Genomic DNA, 20,878 nt, shown 5'->3' with positions numbered 1-20,878 from the left:
GACCAGTGTTTTTTGAAAAAAACCTTGTTACCATACAAAAAAATTCCAACAAAGAAATTAATATGAAGGTTGTTGCCCTATACCCAGGTACATTTGATCCGCTCACCAATGGCCATGAGGACTTGATCAAACGCGCAGCAAAAATGTTTGATACGGTTATTTTAGCGATTGCGCATAACCCAAGTAAACAACCCTGCTTTGATTTAAAGCAGCGCGTTGCCCTAGCTGAAGAAATTTTACAGCCGCTAAAAAACGTCAAAGTCATCGGTTTCTCGGGATTGCTCGTCGATCTGGCGAAACAACAAAATGCCAATGTGTTGATCCGCGGTATTCGCGCGGTATCCGATTTTGACTACGAGTTTCAGCTAGCCAACATGAATCGCCGCCTTCACCCCGAGTTAGAAAGCGTATTTTTGACGCCTTCTGAACGCAACTCGTTTATTTCATCCACCTTGGTAAAAGAAGTCGCCATACATAACGGCGATGTCAGTGAATTTGTCCACCCATTGGTGGCACGCGCCCTAGAGGAAAAACTACACGGATGAAAAAACTGCTATTTCCCCTTGCCACCTTATTGAGCGCGCAAGTGCACGCTTCACCATGGATAGACGTGGCACAAAGCGAAATCAAACACAGTATCGATATGCTGGTTGCTGAGGGAGTGATTAACCGCCCAGTCAATCAATATCCACTGCTGTGGAGTGGCATCGTCAATGATTTGGCGGCCATAGAGGAACAAACTCTGTCGCCATCAGCCAGTTTTGCCCTAGCGCATCTACGTCACGCCTTAAAACAAGCCAAGCGCGGCCGCTACAGCAGCGTAAAAGCCCATTTTAATGGCGCTGATGTGCGCAGCAATGGTTTTGGTGAGCGCCGCCAACAACGCTCCGGCCTCAAAAGTTATGGTGTTATTACTGGTGATTCGGTGAGTGCCAAAGTGGCCGTAAATTACGCCGACGATAGCCAAGATGGCAAACAAATAAATCATCACGGCAGTCACCTTGCGGTGCTGTTTGGTAACTGGTCTTTAAGTGCTGAGCGCTTAAGCTACTGGTGGGGGCCAGGTAACGAGAACGCATTATTGCTGTCTAATAATGCTGCGCCTATGACAGCCGTACGCTTGAGCCGCGCAAATAATAACTACAGTGGTCCCAGCTTTTTCTCGTTTATTGGGCCTTGGCAAATCAATGCCATGATGGCGAAACAGCGCCCCTCTTTAAACAGTAATAAAAATGGTGATTTTTGGGGCTTTCGCGCCGCGGCTTTTCCACTTCCGGGTTTAGAACTTGGATTTAGCACCAGCTACAGCGACTTTGTCTATCAACAAACGAACTCAGACGCCGAACAACACCAGCAACGCTTAACCAGTATCGATGCTAAGTATTCCACTCGACTGGCCAGTCGCCCTATTGCCGTGTATGCCGAAGCCGCTGGCAGTAACGACAGTGGCGCACTGCCACAAGCCCCCATGTTTACCTTGGGTATGGAAAGCTTTTGGGGCAGCCATAATTACCGCTTAAAAGGCTTCGTTGAGTACTCTGATACCACCATCGACTGCCAAGATGAAACCACAGTCAGCCTATGTCCACGTGATAACAGCCTCGATAGTAACGGCTACCGCGAGCGTGATTTATGGTTAGGAGCCAGTATGGGCCTGGCAGCTAAAAGCTACACCCTAGGCGTTGATTATTTTAGTACTCAAGGCGTTGGTGCCTATGCCAAGCTAAAACGTGTTGAGTTTGAAGACCAAGACGCCCAGCGTAATCAACTAGAATTTGGTTATCAACGTGGTGTATTTGGGCTGTTGGCGAAAGCCGGAGTGATTGCTTGGCAACAACAATCGCAAAGCGAGGATGATACCCACGCAGCTCTTACGATGAGCTTGGAGTATCAGTTTTAACGAGCGGCCAACGCCGCTCTTTTATCATGGCGTAAAAGCCTAGGAAGTCTTTTCTTGTTAGTAGCGCCACTACCAACATCATATCCATAGTATTGATGCCATATTGATACAGCATAACCACCCAATTACTATAACCTCTATCTTGTAGGTAAAAATAATAGTACAGTTCAAATAACAGTAAGCTATATAACGCACTATTGACCACCAATACCAACACCACATAAGCATTACTCACCTTATCAGCTCGAGCGACTAGCTTACGGCTAAAACGAATCACTAGCGCTAAAGTCACCAAATCCATCAGTAAATAAATAAGGTAGAAGACACTGCCATACATCACACTGAGCATATTCAGTTTTGCCAGTATGGGGTGGACAAAAATAGTTAAACTATAAGAAACGGTCACAAGCGCCGTAAGCTTTAAGGCATCAACACAGTCATCGCCACTGGTATACTTTACCCAATAATACAACGACGTAAGCAACAGCAGCCATATCTGCAAATTTGCCAGCGACAGTGATACATCAAATGATAACAAAACTTCCCCCCTCTAGCTTGGGGCCATCATTCTATTAACCGTGTATCTAATCCTTAGAAAATCTTTATTAAGAAGTAATGCCGCAACCATTATAAAGTCGACGATAACGACAGTGTATGAATAGAAATACCAAAGAAACCATGGCTCAACATTCTCAAGTAGGTAGGTGTCTAAAAACATAAAAAAGAATAGACTGGTGTTGATAGCTAAACCAGCAAAGACATATACTGTTCCAGTTTCATAACCATCGCTTTTGCTTAACCACTTAGCAACCAAAATAACTAGAGTTAAAGTCACCAAATCAAACAAAGAAAAAACTCCAAATATAATAGATGAGTTTTCATATGACATAACGAGCATGTCGCTTGTAAAATATGAAATGAATAAAATCAATGCAGAAGAAAGAAGCTGAGGGGTTCTTTTAAGCTTCAAATAGTTAAAGAAAAAATGAAGTAAAGTTGCCATTAAGAAGCCCCAGATAACTAGGGCTCCGATACTCATACCAAAAATGTCATATACAAACATTACACATCATGTTGGCCAGGGTGCTAGTCTTTTCCTCTTTCTTTAGGAACGTAGCCACTACCACGAGCACCTGATACCATCTCTAGGTTACTTTTAGTTAGAATAACCTTACCAGAAAGCGACTTATCTTGACCAGCGGTTTTCGCTGCACTCTTTTTATATAAAATTTTAGTTAGCATTGTGTTTCCCTCAATAAAGTGTCTGACTACGCGAAAGTAGTCCTTTAAATTAACGGTGAATTTATAAGCACACCCTATGCCAACTTTCTCTACATCCTTTAAAAAATATAAAAAAAGCGCCAAATTGGCGCTTTATGTTGTTTAAAAACAATTTAATCAGGCAACAAATTTGCACGGAATTTTAAGGCTAACCACTTGATTGATAATAAAATCCATTGCTATTTCATCGCAGTTATCTTTTCTTAAGCAGAGCTCGCAATCTTTCATCACTTTTTCCGGCAGACTGTCCTTGGTGCAGTTACTAAATCCTTGCTTAGTGAAAAAGCCTGGTACCCGAGTGAGTACAATCACGCGGTTCAGTGCCAATTTTTTGGCTTTAATGAGCAAATGCTCTACCAGCAGCTGTCCCTGCCCTTTTGCTTCACTCTTAGGGTCGACCCCAAGGGAGCGGATCTCGGCAAGGCCAGTGTCATAGATGTACAAAGAGGCGCAGCCGGTTACCTTGCCATCCACTTCAGTGACAGCAAACTCATTAATGCTGTGGATCATATCGCTTTTAGCACGCGGAAGGTTCTCCCCGACCCGAGCCCAGTATTGGATCAGCTCAGCAATGGCCTCCACGTCATCAAGGTTGGCATCCCGCACTAGAATTTTATGCTTTTTTTTTGCCGTTTTAATGGCCTGAGTAACCTGCGGCAAAGAGGTGCCCCCCAATGCCTTGCGAGCGGCAATACAAGCGTCGATTTCTAATACCGGATAAACATCAGCGGCAATCACTGGACTCACCTGTTGAAACTCTGCCAAGCTTAACTCCTCAAGATTGACTCCTTTGCTAATGGCCAACTGCACCAGCTCACCAACAATATGATGGCCTTCCCGAAACGGTACTCCCTTCGCCACTAAGTAATCGGCCAGCTCAGTGGCGTTAGCGTGTCCACCTTTGGCAGCAGCTAAGGTTTTTTCAGCGTTAACTTTAATGCCTTTGGCACACGCCTCAGCCATATGAATACAGGCTAGCCACGTAGGCATAGCATCAAACAAGCCTTCTTTATCCTCTTGCATGTCTTTATTGTAAGCCAGTGGCAGTGCTTTTAGCGTCATCATCATGGCGCTAAAGGCGCCAAACACCCGGCCGGTTTTGCCTCGGATCAGCTCTAAAGCATCGGGGTTTTTCTTTTGTGGCATCAGCGAAGAACCAGAAGTTACGCTATCAGCCAACTCAATAAAACCCGATTCGCCGGAGTTATAAAAGATTAAGTCTTCAGCAAAACGGGATAAATGCATCATGGAAATTGAGGCACAACTTAACAATTCGACAACAAAATCACGGTCTGAAACAGCATCTAGGCTATTGCGCGAAGCACGTTGAAACCCTAAATCGGCAGCTAGTTTTTCTCGGTCGATAGCATAGGCGGTACCAGCGAGCGCTCCTGATCCCAATGGGCAAACATTTAATCGCGCCAGGGCATCATTTAAACGCGACTCATCCCGCTCTAGCATTTCCACATACGCCATACACCAATGGCTAAACAACACCGGCTGAGCACGTTGCAGATGGGTATAGCCTGGTAAAATCGTGCCTAACTCCCGCTCAGCGAGTTGCACTAGCGCTTGTTTCAGACTCGCCAAAGCACCAAGCAGTTGCTGCGCCGTTTTCCGGCTCCAAAGCCGAAAGTCGGTCGCCACTTGGTCGTTTCTACTGCGCCCCGTGTGCAGTTTCTTACCTAAATCACCGACTTTTTCTATCAGCTTTACTTCAACATAAGAGTGAATATCCTCATACCCAGCGCTCGCCACTTTCTGTGGCTCAGCGATGACTTCATCTAATAGTTGCTGCAACGCCCCAGTGAGTGTTTGGTGCTCCGACTCAGTTAATACGTCAACTTGACGCAGTGCTCCGGCCCAAGCAATCGAGCCAATAATATCTTGCTCCGCCAGCTGGTAGTCGAAGGGTAACGAATCATTAAATTGTTTAAATGCCTCATCTGGACCAGATGAAAAACGGCCGCCCCATAATGCCATTTTATCCTCCTACCTTAAGATTGCTGTTGCTTGTTCAGTGCCGCAATGCGGCTGGAAAGCGAGAATAACCGAATAAAGCCCTCGGCATGGGACTGGTCATAAACATCGTCCTCACCAAAGGTCGCAAAGTCTTCACTGTATAAGCTGTTAACCGATTGCTTTTTCACCGCCTGCACTTGGCCTTTATAGAGCTTCAGTACCACCTCGCCAGTGGCTTGCGTAGCGAGGGACTCTGCCGCCGCTAAAATAGAGTCTTTCAGTGGCGTAAACCAGCGGCCATCGTAAACCAGGTGAGCAAACTCACTGCTTAATGACTCTTTCCATTTGCGACAAGACTTGTCCAAAATCAGTTCATCAATGGCCTGTAATGCCGCCATCATGACGGTGCCTCCAGGGGTTTCATAACAGCCCCGAGACTTCATGCCCACCAGCCTGTTTTCAACAATATCGACCCGTCCAACCCCATGAGGCGCCGCTAACTCATTAAGCTTTAATAAACATTGATACGGCGTATATTGCTCACCATTAATGGCAATGATTTCGCCTTGTTCAATCACCACTGAAACGTACTCAGGTTGATCCGGCGCCGCTTCTGGCGAATTGGTCATCGTCCACACCTGTTCGCTGGGCTCATTCCAAGGGTCTTCAAGCTCTCCGCCTTCATGAGAAATATGCCAAGCATTGGCATCACGGCTATAAATTTTGGTTGCTGACGCCGCACAAGGAATGTCACGCTCAGCCAGATAAGCCAACAAGGACTCCCGGCTGGTTAATGACCATTCACGCCAAGGCGCAATTACCTTTAAGTCCGGCGCGAGAGCCGAAAAACAAGACTCAAAGCGCACCTGATCATTGCCCTTACCAGTACAGCCGTGAGACAGAGCATCGGCACCTACTTTTCTAGCAATTTCCACTTGCGCTTTAGCGATAATGGGTCGCGCCATTGAGGTGCCCAATAAATAGGTGCCCTCATACACCGCGCCGGTTTTTAACGTGGGGTAAATGTAATCGCTTACCATTTGCTCTTTCAGGTCAACGATATAACACTCGCTGGCGCCCGAAGCGATGGCTTTTTCTTCCACCCCAGCCAGCTCCTCTTCGCCTTGGCCAACATCGGCCACAAATGCCACCACTTCGCATTCATAGTTTTCTTTTAACCAGGGCACAATAGCTGATGTGTCGAGTCCACCAGAGTAAGCCAGTACCACTTTATTAATTTTGCTCATGTGTTTACCTCAAACGTAATCTTGGTTTAACAGCGATACCAGCAATGCATTTTGCGCATGCATGCGGTTTTCGGCTTGTTGGATAATTTTTGACTTAGGCCCATCCATGACTTCAGAGGTGATCTCAAATTCACGGTGGGCTGGCTGACAGTGCAATATGGTTTGCGCACCACTAGCATCCACCAGCTGCTGATTTATTTGGTAGGGCATAAAGGTGTCTTTCACCAGCTCCAATGGCGTTTGGTCGCCCATAGATACCCAAGTATCGGCATACAGCACATTGGCACCTGCCGCCGCTTCCACTCGATCGCTTACCAACACAGATGCACCATTAACAGCGGCAATTTGCTCCGCTTGCTTAACAATTTGTGCATCAGGCGAGTGCCCTTTAGGGCAAACGGCAACAAAGTCAGTGCCAAGAGTTGCAGCCAGTAGCATTAATGAGTGGGTGACATTATTGCCTTCACCTAAATAGGCAATTTTAATTTCACTGACGTCCTCATAACTTTCCGACAAGGTAAGGAAGTCTGCCAACGCTTGGCATGGGTGATATAAGTCACACAAACTGTTTACCACAGGAACACTGGAAAACTCCGCCAAGGTCGCCAAAGTTTGATGCTGATTGACTCGGGCCACAATGGCATCGGCCCAAGTGGAAATATTCAAGGCAAAGTCTTTCACCGACTCTCGCGTGCCCATGGCGCCATTTTGTTGGTCTAAATAAACCGCATGGCCACCGAGTTTGTGAATACCAATGTCAAACGACACTCGCGTTCTTAAGCTCGGCTTTTCAAATAAAGTGACTACCGACTTGCCTGCTAAGGCTTGACTGTATTCCTGTGGTTGATTTTTGATGTTTTTGGCAAGTGCGAGCAGCGCCAACACCTTGCTTTGGTCTAATTCTAGACCCGTTAAAAATTGTCCTGTCATGATCTTTCCTACGGCTGAATTTGGGTACCGACATGCTCACCATTGAGCAGTGCCACTAAGTTCTCAGGCTTTTTCCAGCTTGAGATGTACACCCCTCGTCGTAAGTGTTGGGCAGCGTGAAGACTGGTCTTAACTTTGACCTCCATCCCGCCCACAATGACCTTTTCAGTGATCAGTTGTTGTATTTGCTCGCCATCAAGCAGGGTCAGTGGCTGCTTATCGCCATCGAGCACCGCCGCTACATCGGTCATAAAGATAAGCTCTGCGCCGAGTTTACTGGCAATCGCGGCGGCGGCTTCGTCGGCATTAACGTTATATAAGTTACCATCAGCGCCAATCCCCACCGAACTCACCACCGGTAAGCGGTCGTACTCCAAAATAGGCGCTAGCATACCAACCTCATGGGCTTGGCAACTGCCTACCCGGCCTAATGCTTTAAGTTTCTGCTGGGTACTAAACCCGGCATCGTAAAGACACAAACCCACCGGACTGAGGCCTGCGGTGATGGCTTCAGCCATCAGTTGTTTGTTAGCACATCCTGCCAAAGCGCCAACAATATAAGGCATTTGCTCTTGCGGACTGATCCGCAACCCTTGGTGTTTGGCAGTGGCAAAACCGGCGTCCGCTAGCCATTTATCCACTAAGGCGCCACCACCATGCACAATGACAAATTGTTTACTTGGGTCTTGCTGTTGAATTTCTTTCATCGCCACAAATAAGGCATTGGCTGCGCCGCTGTGATTGAGTACCGCACCGCCCAGTTTAATTACCCATGTTTGTTTGCTCATTGTGCTACTCCCAACCCTTCAAAATGCGCCATGCCGGCAGCAAGATTCATACATTGCAGCGCTTGACCCGCAGCACCTTTAAGTAGATTGTCTATGGCTGCCACTACAATCAACTGCTGCCCCTGCTGTTGCCAGCCGATGTCAACAAAGGGCTGCCCGGCGACACTTTTAATGCTTGGCATGGCAGCGCCCTTTAAGCGGATCAATGGCTCGTCTGCTAACACTTGATAGGCCTCAGTAACCTGCTCTGGCGTTACTTGTGGCTGCAACTGCACATACATGGTGGCCAAAATACCGCGTTTAAAATTGCCTAAATGCGGGGTAAAGAGCACCGGATGATCCAGGTACTTTTCAATTTCTGGACTATGGCGATGGTTAAATAGCCCGTAAGGCGCTAACGAAACTTCACAAAAGTGACTGCCGAGGTTGGCTTTTCTGCCCGCCCCGGTCACCCCAGAAACGGCATTAATAATGATTTTTTGCTCAGCAAGTAAACCTGCTTGCTGCAGTGGTTTTAAGGCGTTTAATGCGGCTGTTGGGTAACATCCAGGCACTGCTATCAGCTGGGCACCGTGTAGAGAGTCGGCATACCATTCTGCCAAGCCATATTTAGCTTGCTGCAGCCATTCAATTTGAGGATGAGAAAATCCGTAGTAGTCTTGGTAATCACGGTTGCTCGAGAGCCTAAAGCCGCCAGATAAGTCAAATACCCGCTTGCCCATAGCAAGAAACTTTGTTGCCAACTCAACACTGACATGGTGATCCGTACACAAACACACGTAATCGCTGTGTTGCTCAATGTCTTCATAGGCCTCGGCCGTAAGCGGCTGCAATTCAATGTCTAACAAACCACTGTGTTCGGGGTAAAGCTCGCTTAATAGCTTATGCTGATCTAGGCTTTGCGCAGAGACAAAGCACGCCTTAAGCGTTAACTTGGGATGGTTAGCAACCAGCTTGGCAAGCTCTGCGCCACTGTAGCCACTAGCTCCGATTATAGATACATTCAACATGGTGTTCTCAAAAGTCGTCAATCAATACTTGGGGGTATACCAATCCGCATTAATACTTGCTCAATTTGAGGGAGCAAATTTGCCGCTAACTGCGTTAAAAATTTCTTATTTAGAACAACTAAATAGCAAAATTTCTGCCTGGTTATCGACAAAATTTTCTTGCCTCAAATAGACCACTTAATTAAGTGAATTGGTATTGTGTACATTTGTTGAAGTTAAATCGTCGCATTGCCATTCCAATATAATTATGCTGAAAAAGTGAATTGATATTCACTGTAAACACCTTTATATTTTTATGCAAGAACTTTGAATAAATATTTTAGGATTTTTTTATGAAATTACCTTCGTTCATGGCGATGTATCAGCAGTTGATCGCCTCTCCTTCTATCAGCGCCATGGAAAGCCACCTTAATATGTCTAATCGCGGTGTTATTGAGTTACTGGCAAAGTGGTGTGAGTCCTTGGGGTTTAGCGTAGAAGTAGAGCCACTGCAAAGTGATAAAGATAAGTTTAATTTAATCGCCAAGCGAGGTGAAGGTAAGGGAGGGTTAATGTTAGCCGGCCATACCGATACGGTGCCATTTGATGACAGCCGTTGGCAGTTTGACCCGTTTAAACTCACTGAGCAAGACAACAAAATACATGGCCTGGGCAGCATTGATATGAAAGGCTTCTTTGCTTTTGTCTTGCAAGCTATTGCGGAACTGGATGAACAAAAGCAAAGCGCTCCGCTCATCATCCTGGCCACCGCCGATGAGGAAACCACCATGGCTGGGGCACAGCAGGTCGCAAAGCACCCTAGCTTAACACCGGCGCGTTGTATTATTGGTGAGCCCACCGATATGACCCCAGTCTTTACCCACAAAGGCCATATGACTTCGGCGCTTCGGGTGGTTGGGCGCTCCGGTCACAGCTCAGATCCAGCGCGTGGTCTCAATGCCATTGAAGTAATGCACCAAGTCATTACTCAGCTGTTACAATTACGAGAGGAATTAAAGAATAAATATTCAGTTCCTCATTTTGCGATTCCGTATCCCACATTAAACCTTGGGCATATTCATGGTGGCGATAATGCCAACCGTATTTGCGGCTGTTGTGAACTGCACATAGACATGCGCCCGTTGCCCGGTCTCAGCGTTAAAGAATTGCAGGCCATGCTACTCCAGGCGGTTGCTCCCATCAACGCACAATACCCAAACAGTGTTTCTGTGGTTGATATGCACGAACCTATCCCCGCCTTTACCGGCTCGACGGATTCTGCGTTAGTCAAAATGGCGGAGCGCCTCTCTGGTGAAGCCGCTATTGCGGTTAATTACTGCACTGAAGCGCCGTTTTTACAGCAGCTGGGGTGTGAAACCATTGTTATGGGACCCGGTTCAATCAATCAGGCGCATCAGCCCAATGAGTTTCTTGATATGGCAAAAATAAAACCGAGCCAAGGAATTATAAAATCAATTATTGCCGAGAACTGTTTTCAATAAGCGACTAATAGTCGTGGCATCCAGGTTGGCCACAGAGAATAATAGATAGTGCCATCAAAGGTTGAGTTATCCTAAGCAGCAAAAACAGATCTGTGTTCAGCCACTAACAGCTCTGGTCAGGGCTGAACACACATGCCTTAAGTGCTTAAATAGGCGAACCTGGAGGCATAGCCAGTGGTTTGAACGAACCAGACCACTCACCTGTTGCCAGGTATTGGCTGATCTTTTCTGCCAACATATGCTCAAATGCGCCGCTCAGCTCCACATCACTGAATACCGATGCCTGATTAAAGTCTTTGGCTACCTGAGCAAGGTAGTAGCGCGCTTCGGCCTGTAGCTCTGGCGCCAGTTGAGTTTCTTGGCTTAACGCCACCAGTTTATTAACGGTTAAGTACTGCACTCGCTGACTCAGCTTACGCGTAATACCATCCGCTTTACTGACTTTAAACACTTGTTTATATACCTCATTTAACAAGTCTGTCGTGCCAAGGTGCTGCTGATTTCGGGCGTGCTGTTGAGCCAAGCGATTTAACCGCTGTGGATTAAGCAACAAATTCAGGCTATGGGCGGTCGCAACCTCTGGCAAGGCCATGGCGTCTAAAGTAGGTCCTGTGCGACCTTTAATGCTTTCACGGGTTTTATACTCGCCGTAGGCTTTCGGTGGAATAAGCGCCAGAATAGACTCAGGGATCTGCAACGACTCAGGTTGTAGGGTATGTAACACAGCATTTAGCGCTTGTAGTTGCACTTCCTTACTGACCACTTGCGCCCCTTTTACAGCATCATCGCCACGCACTTCGTAGTCATAGTCAACGCCAGCCACTAACTTAACTGCCGCCTCCACTTGATAACGGTGGAATAAATACAGCGGCACCAGTTTTTCTTCTAGCTGTGATAACGCCACGCCTTTTTTAATACTGTTAATCCCAAAATCAGCTAATGCTTGCTGACGAATATCCAGTACTCGTAGCAACTCTTGTGCAGGGTCACTGCCATTATCCCATAGGTGAGCCGTTGGGTGGGCGCCACTTTGCGGCCGCGCATCGGCATCAGAAATAAACTCCAATCCCAGCGCTTTATTTTCCGCTAAAATTGCAGCCAGTGCCTCATGCTCTTCGGCTTGATTGAAGTCACTGTAGCCATATTTAATCACTTGAGTATCCCAAGCGCCCATGCCTTTGGCATAGCCCGAGGTAATATCAAGCTTGCCTTGGTCATCAAAGCCAACCAAAGGATGCGGATAGTCCATCACTGAAGCTCGCTGTTTTGCTGAGGCCGAGAAGTTATGGGCAATTCCTAGGGTATGACCAATTTCATGAGCACTGAGCTGGCGAATGCGATCCAGCGCCATTTCATGTAATTGCGTGGTGATCTCATTGCCCTCAACAAAGGGCGAAGCGAGCGCTTCGGCAATCAGAATATCTTGGCGTACGCGCAACGAGCCTAAAGTGACATGCCCTTTAATGATTTCACCGGTGCGCGGGTCAATAACAGAAGCGCCATAAGACCAACCACGAGTGGCACGGTGCACCCACTGGATAACATTGTAGCGCACGTCCATAGGATCGGCGTGCTCGGGTAACATTTTCACTTGAAAGGCATCTTTATACCCTGCCGCTTCAAAGGCTTGGTTCCACCATTTTGCGCCATCTAAAAGCGCGGTTTTTACCGGCTCTGGAACGCCAGGATCCAAATAATACACAATCGGCTCAACCGCTTCAGACAGGTCGGCTTGAGGGTCTTTTTTACTCAATCGATGACGTGGAATGTAACGAACCAACATCGACTCACCTAACGGCGCCGAATAATCTTTATGCTCAATGCTCCAGTAGCCCGATTGTGGATGAAAGGCACGCGGTTGGTAGTTGTCATCTGGCAGTTGAATTAATGAGTGGTGCTGGTGCACAGTGATGGCATAAGGGTCAGCACTGACCTGGCGCACATATTCACCAGGCTTGCTGCCTTTAAACGTGAGTACCGCCTCTAATTCCGTGTTTTCTACAAAGGCTTTGGTGCGCGGCATAAATACCGCACTGCGACTGCCATCTAGGCTGTAACTGCCTTGTTTGCGGTTAGCTAGCGTGCGCGAAACCCCATGGACATCGCTAAGCAAGTAAGGCGTATAGTCCACCAGCACGCTGTCTTCGTCGGCAGCCACCACCTTAAAGCCATGCAGGATACTAGAGGCAAATGCTTCTTTCACACTTTGCTGCTCTGCCGCATTATCGGCGCTGGCACGGTAATAGGTATTGATGGCACGCAACATGACTTTGTCGCCAAAGCGCTCAAACTGTACTAAGTGAGTACCACCTAACTGACCACGGTCAAGACCAATGTCATTCGAACCCACGCCATACGGCAGGCTATGCTGCAGTAAGAAAGGCGTATCTAGCTTGTCGATATCAAGGTATAACTTGCCGGTGGTGGCATCGCTGTAGAAGCTATAAAAGCCGGGATGATAATTAAAACTGTCAGTAAATTCGTCAATTGACTTAATTGCTGCCTGTGCTTGAGTTATCATACACAGTAACAAAGTCAAAACAGTGTGAGTGAAACACGTTATTTTTCTCATAGCTGCCTTTGTTATTTATGGTTTTGGAAGTCTTAACCCCTAGTTGTATACGAAATTGTATACAATTTACAGTCTTTCAAGACAAATTACAGCGCAGTTTATAGCGCCTCTCACATTCATTAAAGCTATAAACATAAGGTAATCAGGATTTAAAAAATGCGTAGACTCCCTCCGGTGTTAATTGAAGATGGTTGTTCTCGAGAGTTAGTATCGTTAATTCGAACCATTCTCGCGGCCTGTAAAGAAATATCGTTCCGCGTTGGCCAAGGTGCTCTGTCTGGTGTACTCGGCTCGACCCTAGATGAAAATATTCAGGGCGAAACGCAAAAGAAACTCGATGTACTGTCTAACCAATTACTCAAAGATATTTTGTTGGAATCGGGTTATGTCAAAGCCATTGCTTCTGAAGAGGAAGACTTTACCGTTGCCGGTAACCCCAATGCCAAGTATATCGTCGCCTTTGACCCACTAGATGGTTCATCAAATACCGATATTAACTCACTGGTAGGTACCATTTTCTCAATTATGGAAGCACCTGAGGGTTCTGATCCCAGCGATCCGAGCATCTTTATGCAGCCAGGCCATCAGCAAGTCGCTGCCGGTTATGTCTTATATGGGCCGTCCACCACGCTGGCACTCGCCACTGGCAAAGGCACACGTATTTTCACACTCGATAAGACCCATGGCAGCTTCTTATTAACTCAAGACTTTGCCAAAATTCCAGAAGACACCAAAGAATTCGCTATTAACGCTTCAAACCAGCGCCATTGGCTTCCAGAAATGCAAACCTACATCAACGACTTGCTTGCCGGTGAAACAGGCCCACGAGGAAAAAACTTTAACATGCGCTGGATTGCCGCCATGGTCGGTGACGTGCATCGGGTATTATGTCGTGGCGGGTTATTTACCTACCCAGAAGACCAAAAAGATCCAAACAAGCCATTTAAACTACGTTTACTCTATGAAGCCAACCCCATGGCGATGTTGGTTGAACAAGCTGGCGGCGCGGCGCACACGGGTCGCGAACGAATTTTAGCTATTCAGCCTAAAGAGATCCACCAACGTGTCGGAGTGATCTTAGGTTCTAAAAACGAGGTGGAAACCTGTTTAAGCTATTTAAAATAGTTAAGTAATTTAGACCACAAAAAAGGTGCTGTAACAGCACCTTTTTGTTTTTAGCACTATTAGCCCCGCTCCACAGCGACATTTGGGTCACTTCCCCACTCGCTCCACGAACCGTCATAGACCGACAGGTGTTGATAACCAAGCTCGTGAGCCACCAAAGCTAAAATACAAGCGGTTACCCCAGAGCCACAGGAAAATATTAATGGCTGTGAGAGTTCTGCTACACGCGCTGCAAATAGCTTGCTCAGCTCGGCTTTAGGCTTAAACAAGCCTTGCTCATCCAGTAGCTCAGTGTAAGGTAAGTTAAGGCTTTTAGGGATATGGCCGCTGCGCATGTCTTTACGTGGTTCATCACCAATACCGGCAAAACGTGACGCGCCTCTGGCGTCCAGCACAGTAGCTCTTTCGCTTGCTAAATTTTCGATTACGGCTTGCTTATCTACAAAGCCTACAACGTGACTGTTCGCAGTAAAGTTACCCACCGCAGTTGCCTGGGCATAACTTTGTGTCACATCAAAACCACAGCGCTGCCATGCAGGAAGTCCACCATCAAGCACATAAACACGCTTATGCCCCATGGCTTTTAACATATACCAGGCCCGTGCAGCACTGAACATGCCTTTATCGTCGTAAGCCACCAGTACGTCTTCGTTGTTAATCCCTAGCTGGCGCATCTCAGCTTGGAACTGGGCTGCACTACAACAGCTATTTGGCAGATCACTATCGGCAGCCGATAACGCATGGCTAATGTCAAACCGCAGTGTTCCTGGGATCACCGCTTCTGCTTTATAAGGCCCAGGCAAGCCTGGTTTTACGATCCCGGCATCAAGCACTTTGACCGAGGCGAAATGTTCGTGGAGCCATTGGCTATCGACGACCTGCTGCATTTAGTTATCTTGTGGCTGTCTGACTACTTCAATAATTTCAGTGGTCGAAATGGAAGGCGTGCGCTGTAAATAAACCACATCGCAAAACGCTTTATATTGATCAAACTTGCCTTGCCAATCATCACCCATGACCAGCACATCCGCTTGACTATCACGTATATATTGCTCTTTGAGTTCCAATGACTCTTCCACAAAGACTTCATCAACAAAGCGCAGTGAGCTGATGATTTTGACTCTTTCTGCCAGAGAGTAAACTGGATTGCGGCCTTTTTTGGCATAGTTCAATTCATCGGAGGAGATCCCCACAATAAGGTGATCGCCCAATGCTTTTGCGCGCTCTAAAATATTGACGTGTCCGACATGGAAAATATCGAACGTGCCAAAGGTGATGACTTTTTTCACAATGACTCTCTTTTGATTGCTTGCAATGCTGAAGCTAGCACTTTGAGACGAACCTCGATAGACAGTACAGCATTTTGCATGACCGTTTTATTACACTCAGGTTACCGAAAATCCCGTAAAATTTCAGTAATTTTGTCTACTAGGTAACAAAATTGATTGTATTTTATTCTCTCTACTCTGTACCTACAAAGATATTGTAAAAGATGAAATAATAAATTATCAGCTTAGTTTGGATAAAGACTATGACCGCACCTGTTTTTGTTATTAATATGGAAACTTGCAAGGAACGCTTTGACGCCACGTATGAACGGCTCATGCAAAGCCAAGTGGTCGCAACACGCTTTAATGCCACCGTAGGTAAAGCATTAACACTAGAAGAAGTATCTCACTGGTATGATGCCGCAGCGAACCGACGGTATTATCACCGTGATCTGACTCTCGGTGAGATTGGTTGCTACATTAGCCACATGCGAATATGGCAAAAACTGGTAGATGAAAATATACCTTACGCCATCGTATTGGAGGATGATTTACATATTGAGCCTAGTTTTGCTGCTGTGCTGGCCAATATAGCGTCGTTAACTGATTGGGATTTGATTAAATTATCCGATAATCGCGACAATCCATTTTTTCAACAGCAGCCATTGAACGAAGAGTTTACTTTGGGCAATTACCGCAAAGTTCCTAATGGTACTCAAGGCTATGCTATCAGCTTATCAGGGGCAAAAAAGCTACTGCAAAGAAAACCATTTTTCCGTCCTGTGGACGTTGATATTCAATTCCATAGCGAAGTTAACCTAAACCTACTAGGCATAAAGCCTTATGCCATTTCTGAAGATCTGGGCTTTGAAAGTGAAATTAGTAAACTAAATAAGGGCAAGCACAGTAATCGCAGCACTTTTTTGCGCAACCTAAAGCACCGCACCAGAATGTATTTAGAGAGAAAAAAAACATCGGGGCAGTTGCCAAGCTAAGCCGCTCGCGGCTCAAAATAACGCAACAACCTGCTATTGGTGTGACATAAGCGCTGCGTAAGCAACCTTAGATATTGATTATGTTTTCACGCATAGGCGCCATACGTGCCAAGATCTGATTTTGAACGGGGTGGCTAATACCCACCTCGTTCATGGCGTTTATCAGTAGATCCACCACCTTATTAAAGTCTTTTTCGTTGATGTTCATGCCGGTGTGAATTTGCACCATAGTATCGCCTTGATACTCGCACGGGCCATCGAGAGTATCGCATAAATGGGCTAAAAAGCCGCGGCGAAAGTGGCTGACGTTAGAGGCTTTAAAATAGGGCAGTATATCGCGGTCGTTACCGATTTCTTTTATAAACGCATCCACCAGCTGCTCTGCACCAGCTTGCCCACCTATTTGCGCATAGAGGCTGCGATCATCAGCCACACTGCTACACCCCGAAGCGAGTAAAAAGCCAAGAGCCAAAATAGAAAAGTTAAAGCGCTTCATTTAAAAGTACCCCGTCACAGACACATACCAACCCGTTTGCGAAGGTTGCCCCGCAATATTGCCCAAATCAAGCCAAGCCGCGGTTACGCTCACTGATTTATTGGGGATCCAAGCCACAAACACATCACGCCAATCAGATTCTCCTAACCCTAGGTTATCCGCTTTTTGCCGATATTCAACGCCCACGGCCCACTGACGGCTAAGGAAAATAGCACTACTGGCCTCTGCTTGCCACGGCGTTCCCTCATCGTTGCCGCCATAGCCTAAGATCCCCAGTTGATTTGCCTGAGAATGGCGCAAGGTGACATTCCAAAACCAGTTGTAGCCCCAAACGGCGCCAAGGTGAAGTTTACTGGCCGCTAGGTAATAATCCGTGCCAGAGTCATCTGCGGCTCCAAGCAAGTTGGCCACCAGCGCATCGTCTAACGATTTGTGCTGTATCCCAACACTCAATTGCGGGTAGTCGCTGTAAACAATATCGCCATACAAGCGCACTTTCGCGCCAACAATATCTTGCTCGATAGTGAGCCCTAACGCATCCACATCGAAATCTTGCTGAGCATAGCTAAGTTCAACGCGATCAAACAGGTTCGCTTGCACGCCGCACACATCCAGTTGATAGTCCGATAAGCTCGCCCGACTACAAAAGCCAGACATGGACCACTCATCGTCCGATGCATAGCCTGCCAACTGTGCCCAAGGCACAATGCCCCCGCCAGCACTGCCCTCCACTTGCGACACCCCAGGAGTTGCCAACAGCTTTCCTGTGGCCGCCCAAGCCGATTGCGTGCACAGTAACAACAACAAACAGTTAACCCACTTCATTGTAGCTCCTAAGCCAGCTATCAAAATCTGCCGCCTTTAGCGGCTTACTTAAATAATACCCCTGTGCATAATCACACTGCATGGCATCAAGTATGTCTAAAGAGGCTTTATCCTCCACCCCTTCAGCTACCACACTAAAGCCTAGCTGGTGACCCAGAGTAATGGTCGAGCGCACAATATGTTGATCTTTTTCGGATTGTGCGAGTTTTAAAATAAACACCTTGTCCATTTTTAACTCATCAATGGGCAGCATTTTCAATCGACCTAACGACGTTTGACCTACGCCATAATCGTCTAATGACACCTGCACGCCCAACTTTTTCAACGCCTGCAGCGCTAAAATACCCTTTTCTTCATTTTCGATCATATCGCGCTCAGTGAGCTCAATGGTGATAAGTTCAGGCTTCACCTTCATGTCGCCAAGCAATTGCTCAAGATGAGGTAAAAAGTGTTTATCGGCAATATCTTGCGCCGAGACATTAATCGCCGCCTTAATGTTTTCACCCTGTTGCAACCAGCGCGCCACTTGCGCAACCACCGTTTTTACCACCCACTGGGTTAAATCAACAATCAACCCCGACTGTTCAGCCAGGTCGATAAATAATTCCGGCGACACCCACTCACCACTTTTACGCTGCCAGCGGATCAACGATTCTACTTTATCAATCTGCCCCGTTTTCATATTGAGCTTAGGCTGATACGTCATAAATAACTGACCGTCATCTTCTTGGATGGCGTGCTTTAATTCATCAATGATTTGCAAGCGCTCTAAGTGTGCTTCATCTTCACCGGATTGATAGTAATAGACATCGTGGCCGTCATGGGCGGCGGTGTCTACTGCGATAAGGGCGCGGCGTACCACATCTTCAGGGGTGTGAGCTTGTTTCGGGTAGTGCACCACACCAACACTAAAGTGCAATGCAATATCTAACCCTTGCACCACATAAGGCTGGCACAGAGCGTCATGAAGCTTTTCGGCATATTCCACAATGCATAGCACCGATTCTTGTGGGTCGACAGCTCCACCAGCCTGGTGCGCCACTAAAAACTCATCCCCCCCAAGTCGAATATTGAGCCCTGTGGTATTGATGCTGGCGATGCGTTTCGCCACCACCTTGATGCAGTCATCGCCAACCCGCGGCCCTAACTTATCATTGATATGACGTAGGCCTTTTATATCAATGGCAATAAAATAATACTCTGCGCCACTTTTCAGCATGCCATGCAACTTATCCAGCGCGGCATTGCGGTTAAAGAACCCAGTAAGGCTATCGTGACTGGCTTGAAAGCGAATTTTTTCTTCCCGCTCTTGGATGTTTTCACCCATATCATTAAAGGCATCCACCAATTGGCAAATTTCTCGAGCTGGACGACTCTCTTTTAACTTGGCAGAGTAGTCACCGGTGGCAAAACGTTTCGCCAATTCCGTCAGCTGACTCAGTGGTGTTGTGAGGTTTTTTGCCAGCACACCGCTGGTGATAAAGCCGAGCAAAATGGTTACGCCACTTAGCAGTACGATGGTCAGCACCATTTTATCAAACTCTTGATACTGGGTAGTTAAGTCGGCACTTAACACTAAGCTAATGGCATTGGATGCCAGTGACGGCAGCGCCACTTCAGCACTTTGATAAACTGGGTACTCCCCCAACCAGCGTTGTGTTTTTTGATTTTCTAGGTACGAAAATAGGTCTTCGCCAGGAGGCAAAGCAGGTAATGAGCTGGCTTTGAGGTTATCGGCTTGACCGACAAAGCTGGTTTCCATGCCAGTTAATTCTTTTAAGTCGTCGGTGACAGCCTCATTGACTTGAAACCCTATTACCGAATAGGCGATGGTTCTCGGAGCCCGTACCGGCAAAATAATCACTTGATAGAGCTGCTCATTTAACACCACAAAAGCAGAATGATCATTATGATCTTGCAGTGCGGTCATCCAACTCTGGGTGCCACTTGGAAAGTCTAGCCCCTCAACATTGGCAGAGATCAACTGACCTTTCACATCTAACAGCAGCATTAAATCTGCATCGATGCGGCGAGAATGGTTAAGCAGTACGCTGCTAATGGTTTGTGCGTCTCGAGTAGCCACCGCTTGTTTAAAGCCAAAGTCAGCGGTAAGTACCGTGGCAGCGGTGACCAAAAGTCGCTCACGGGCTTTTAAGTATTGCTGATAGACATTTTGCGCAACTTGAATTTTTCGTTGTACTTGGGCTTGGTTGAACTGGCTGGTAGACCACCAAAAGCTGGCTAAGCTCATCACTGCAGTGAGCAGAATAAGCACCACACACAAGCCTATGATTTTATTCTTAAAGCTATTATTCATTCATTGTTTCCAAAGCGCTCACCAAAGGTGTTTCTTGGCGCTGGAGGTTCGGTGTTCATCATCACTGTATGGCTATCAACACCACTTGGCAAAGTGACCGATTTACGGCTGGCTATTTCATCTTGCTGCTCTGGGTGCCATACCGTCACGCTATCCACATTGTGTGGTATTTGCACCACGCCTTTGGCATTGCTAATTAACACTTGGTTACCATTAGAGACATAAATATAGCCCACCATGGAGTCGTGAATATTGCACCCCAATACCACCACACCGGCATTATTAAATTGTAATGGCGCATTAGGAGTTCCGGCGTACAGTTTCAATTCAAACGGCTTGGTAGGGGAAAAAGAGTAAACATGGTGACGAATGTCATCACTGTTGGGAAAATTAACTTGTTGGCCTTTTTGAATGGTGAGCACATAAGGCACAAATTGCTTATGGACTTGATCCATAATTGCCACTGAATCAGGTGTTTGCACCGGCTGTGGCAACTCAACCACAGCGTGTTGCAGCGGTTCACCACTGGCATCAGTAATGGTTAACTGTGTGGCGTTAGCGGTAAAGCCAACCACGGCCATCAGTGTCAGTAAAGCACAAACTAGCCGAGCGAGGACGGAAAAGCGCATTTCTAACTCTGTAAATTGCATTAGTTACCCTAAGTAAAAGAGACCTTAAGAC

The 20,878-nt window shown here is 46.8% G+C and carries 20 protein-coding genes; 5 read left to right on the top strand and 15 right to left on the bottom strand.

The features are described from left to right. The first annotated feature begins 62 nt into the window (after nt 1-62). Nucleotides 63-545 carry a pantetheine-phosphate adenylyltransferase gene (gene coaD, locus R3P39_RS15670; protein WP_336568628.1) on the top strand — a complete coding sequence of 161 codons (483 nt, stop codon included), beginning with the start codon at nt 63-65 and terminating at the stop codon, nt 543-545. Beyond that, complete coding sequence (locus tag R3P39_RS15665) at nt 542-1,900, top strand: capsule assembly Wzi family protein (RefSeq protein WP_336568627.1); 1,359 nt, start codon at nt 542-544, stop codon at nt 1,898-1,900. Before coaD ends, R3P39_RS15665 begins: the two co-directional genes overlap by 4 nt. Here R3P39_RS15665 and R3P39_RS15660 read toward each other — a convergent pair. The 8 genes from R3P39_RS15660 to argC form a co-directional block, all read right to left on the bottom strand. After that, on the bottom strand, nt 1,872-2,438 hold the full coding sequence (locus tag R3P39_RS15660; RefSeq protein WP_336568625.1) for a hypothetical protein: 567 nt from the start codon (nt 2,436-2,438) through the stop codon (nt 1,872-1,874). The genes R3P39_RS15665 and R3P39_RS15660 overlap by 29 nt on opposite strands. 12 nt (nt 2,439-2,450) lie before the next feature. After that, nucleotides 2,451-2,963: a hypothetical protein gene (locus R3P39_RS15655; protein WP_336568624.1), complete on the bottom strand. Its 513-nt coding sequence runs from the start codon at nt 2,961-2,963 to the stop codon at nt 2,451-2,453. A gap of 23 nt (nt 2,964-2,986) precedes the next feature. Next, entirely contained in the window at nt 2,987-3,142 is a 156-nt protein-coding gene (locus R3P39_RS15650; RefSeq protein ID WP_336568623.1) for a hypothetical protein, read from the bottom strand. Nucleotides 3,143-3,298: 156 nt separating this feature from the next. Continuing rightward, a complete protein-coding gene (gene argH, locus R3P39_RS15645; protein WP_336568622.1) occupies nt 3,299-5,164 on the bottom strand; it encodes an argininosuccinate lyase in 1,866 nt (621 codons plus the stop codon). 14 nt (nt 5,165-5,178) lie between these two features. Next, complete coding sequence (locus tag R3P39_RS15640) at nt 5,179-6,390, bottom strand: argininosuccinate synthase (protein WP_336568621.1); 1,212 nt, start codon at nt 6,388-6,390, stop codon at nt 5,179-5,181. 9 nt (nt 6,391-6,399) lie between these two features. Continuing rightward, entirely contained in the window at nt 6,400-7,320 is a 921-nt protein-coding gene (locus tag R3P39_RS15635) for an ornithine carbamoyltransferase (protein WP_336568620.1), read from the bottom strand. An 8-nt stretch (nt 7,321-7,328) separates the two neighbouring features. Next, nucleotides 7,329-8,108, bottom strand: coding sequence for an acetylglutamate kinase (gene argB / locus R3P39_RS15630; protein ID WP_336568619.1), 780 nt, complete (start codon nt 8,106-8,108; stop codon nt 7,329-7,331). Continuing rightward, the gene (gene argC / locus R3P39_RS15625) at nt 8,105-9,115 is read right to left on the bottom strand and encodes an N-acetyl-gamma-glutamyl-phosphate reductase (RefSeq protein ID WP_336569333.1); all 1,011 of its coding nucleotides are present in this window, start codon (nt 9,113-9,115) and stop codon (nt 8,105-8,107) included. Before argC ends, argB begins: the two co-directional genes overlap by 4 nt. Before the next feature lie 335 nt (nt 9,116-9,450). Between argC and argE the strand changes: the two genes are divergently transcribed. Continuing rightward, nucleotides 9,451-10,599 carry an acetylornithine deacetylase gene (gene argE / locus R3P39_RS15620; protein ID WP_336568618.1) on the top strand — a complete coding sequence of 383 codons (1,149 nt, stop codon included), beginning with the start codon at nt 9,451-9,453 and terminating at the stop codon, nt 10,597-10,599. Between the two features lie 145 nt (nt 10,600-10,744). On the opposite strand, the gene R3P39_RS15615 is transcribed toward argE, so the two are convergent. After that, nucleotides 10,745-13,171 carry a zinc-dependent metalloprotease gene (locus tag R3P39_RS15615; protein ID WP_336568616.1) on the bottom strand — a complete coding sequence of 809 codons (2,427 nt, stop codon included), beginning with the start codon at nt 13,169-13,171 and terminating at the stop codon, nt 10,745-10,747. 156 nt (nt 13,172-13,327) lie between these two features. On the opposite strand from R3P39_RS15615, the gene R3P39_RS15610 reads away from it, so the two are divergent. Then, nucleotides 13,328-14,296, top strand: a complete 969-nt coding sequence (locus R3P39_RS15610; RefSeq protein ID WP_336568615.1) for a class 1 fructose-bisphosphatase — start codon at nt 13,328-13,330, stop codon at nt 14,294-14,296. A gap of 59 nt (nt 14,297-14,355) precedes the next feature. On the opposite strand, the gene R3P39_RS15605 is transcribed toward R3P39_RS15610, so the two are convergent. Together R3P39_RS15605 and R3P39_RS15600 are read right to left on the bottom strand one after the other, a co-directional pair. Beyond that, nucleotides 14,356-15,183 carry a sulfurtransferase gene (locus R3P39_RS15605; protein ID WP_336568613.1) on the bottom strand — a complete coding sequence of 276 codons (828 nt, stop codon included), beginning with the start codon at nt 15,181-15,183 and terminating at the stop codon, nt 14,356-14,358. Further along, complete coding sequence (locus tag R3P39_RS15600) at nt 15,184-15,585, bottom strand: adenylyltransferase/cytidyltransferase family protein (protein WP_336568611.1); 402 nt, start codon at nt 15,583-15,585, stop codon at nt 15,184-15,186. Between the two features lie 242 nt (nt 15,586-15,827). Between R3P39_RS15600 and R3P39_RS15595 the strand changes: the two genes are divergently transcribed. Beyond that, the gene (locus R3P39_RS15595; RefSeq protein WP_336568610.1) at nt 15,828-16,559 is read left to right on the top strand and encodes a glycosyltransferase family 25 protein; all 732 of its coding nucleotides are present in this window, start codon (nt 15,828-15,830) and stop codon (nt 16,557-16,559) included. 67 nt (nt 16,560-16,626) lie between these two features. Here the strand turns inward: R3P39_RS15595 and R3P39_RS15590 are convergent, their stop codons facing one another. From R3P39_RS15590 to R3P39_RS15575, 4 genes are read right to left on the bottom strand one after another with little or no spacing between them, the layout of a single operon-like run. Continuing rightward, on the bottom strand, nt 16,627-17,055 hold the full coding sequence (locus tag R3P39_RS15590) for a group I truncated hemoglobin (RefSeq protein ID WP_336568609.1): 429 nt from the start codon (nt 17,053-17,055) through the stop codon (nt 16,627-16,629). Beyond that, nucleotides 17,056-17,880: a DUF3034 family protein gene (locus tag R3P39_RS15585; protein ID WP_336568608.1), complete on the bottom strand. Its 825-nt coding sequence runs from the start codon at nt 17,878-17,880 to the stop codon at nt 17,056-17,058. Continuing rightward, nucleotides 17,867-20,197: an EAL domain-containing protein gene (locus R3P39_RS15580; protein WP_336568607.1), complete on the bottom strand. Its 2,331-nt coding sequence runs from the start codon at nt 20,195-20,197 to the stop codon at nt 17,867-17,869. The genes R3P39_RS15585 and R3P39_RS15580 overlap by 14 nt, the downstream gene beginning before the upstream one ends. Then, nucleotides 20,194-20,847: a methylamine utilization protein gene (locus R3P39_RS15575; protein ID WP_336568606.1), complete on the bottom strand. Its 654-nt coding sequence runs from the start codon at nt 20,845-20,847 to the stop codon at nt 20,194-20,196. Before R3P39_RS15575 ends, R3P39_RS15580 begins: the two co-directional genes overlap by 4 nt. Nucleotides 20,848-20,878: the final 31 nt, after the last annotated feature.

The organism is Pseudoalteromonas sp. UG3-2 (assembly GCF_037120705.1).
Lineage (GTDB): Bacteria > Pseudomonadota > Gammaproteobacteria > Enterobacterales > Alteromonadaceae > Pseudoalteromonas.
This window is presented reverse-complemented; position numbering and strand designations above follow the sequence as displayed.

What these genes read in the sequence shown, in the direction of transcription:
- R3P39_RS15665 (WP_336568627.1), top strand. Translation starts at nt 542, where the DNA reads ATGAAAAAACTGCTATTTCCCCTTGCCACCTTATTGAGCGCGCAAGTG.
- R3P39_RS15575 (WP_336568606.1), bottom strand. Translation starts at nt 20,847, where the DNA reads ATGCAATTTACAGAGTTAGAAATGCGCTTTTCCGTCCTCGCTCGGCTA.
- argB (WP_336568619.1), bottom strand. Translation starts at nt 8,108, where the DNA reads ATGAGCAAACAAACATGGGTAATTAAACTGGGCGGTGCGGTACTCAAT.
- R3P39_RS15635 (WP_336568620.1), bottom strand. Translation starts at nt 7,320, where the DNA reads ATGACAGGACAATTTTTAACGGGTCTAGAATTAGACCAAAGCAAGGTG.
- R3P39_RS15655 (WP_336568624.1), bottom strand. Translation starts at nt 2,963, where the DNA reads ATGTTTGTATATGACATTTTTGGTATGAGTATCGGAGCCCTAGTTATC.
- R3P39_RS15580 (WP_336568607.1), bottom strand. Translation starts at nt 20,197, where the DNA reads ATGAATAATAGCTTTAAGAATAAAATCATAGGCTTGTGTGTGGTGCTT.
- R3P39_RS15605 (WP_336568613.1), bottom strand. Translation starts at nt 15,183, where the DNA reads ATGCAGCAGGTCGTCGATAGCCAATGGCTCCACGAACATTTCGCCTCG.
- R3P39_RS15615 (WP_336568616.1), bottom strand. Translation starts at nt 13,171, where the DNA reads ATGAGAAAAATAACGTGTTTCACTCACACTGTTTTGACTTTGTTACTG.
- argE (WP_336568618.1), top strand. Translation starts at nt 9,451, where the DNA reads ATGAAATTACCTTCGTTCATGGCGATGTATCAGCAGTTGATCGCCTCT.
- R3P39_RS15650 (WP_336568623.1), bottom strand. Translation starts at nt 3,142, where the DNA reads ATGCTAACTAAAATTTTATATAAAAAGAGTGCAGCGAAAACCGCTGGT.
- coaD (WP_336568628.1), top strand. Translation starts at nt 63, where the DNA reads ATGAAGGTTGTTGCCCTATACCCAGGTACATTTGATCCGCTCACCAAT.
- R3P39_RS15595 (WP_336568610.1), top strand. Translation starts at nt 15,828, where the DNA reads ATGACCGCACCTGTTTTTGTTATTAATATGGAAACTTGCAAGGAACGC.
- R3P39_RS15610 (WP_336568615.1), top strand. Translation starts at nt 13,328, where the DNA reads ATGCGTAGACTCCCTCCGGTGTTAATTGAAGATGGTTGTTCTCGAGAG.
- R3P39_RS15585 (WP_336568608.1), bottom strand. Translation starts at nt 17,880, where the DNA reads ATGAAGTGGGTTAACTGTTTGTTGTTGTTACTGTGCACGCAATCGGCT.
- argH (WP_336568622.1), bottom strand. Translation starts at nt 5,164, where the DNA reads ATGGCATTATGGGGCGGCCGTTTTTCATCTGGTCCAGATGAGGCATTT.
- R3P39_RS15640 (WP_336568621.1), bottom strand. Translation starts at nt 6,390, where the DNA reads ATGAGCAAAATTAATAAAGTGGTACTGGCTTACTCTGGTGGACTCGAC.
- R3P39_RS15590 (WP_336568609.1), bottom strand. Translation starts at nt 17,055, where the DNA reads ATGAAGCGCTTTAACTTTTCTATTTTGGCTCTTGGCTTTTTACTCGCT.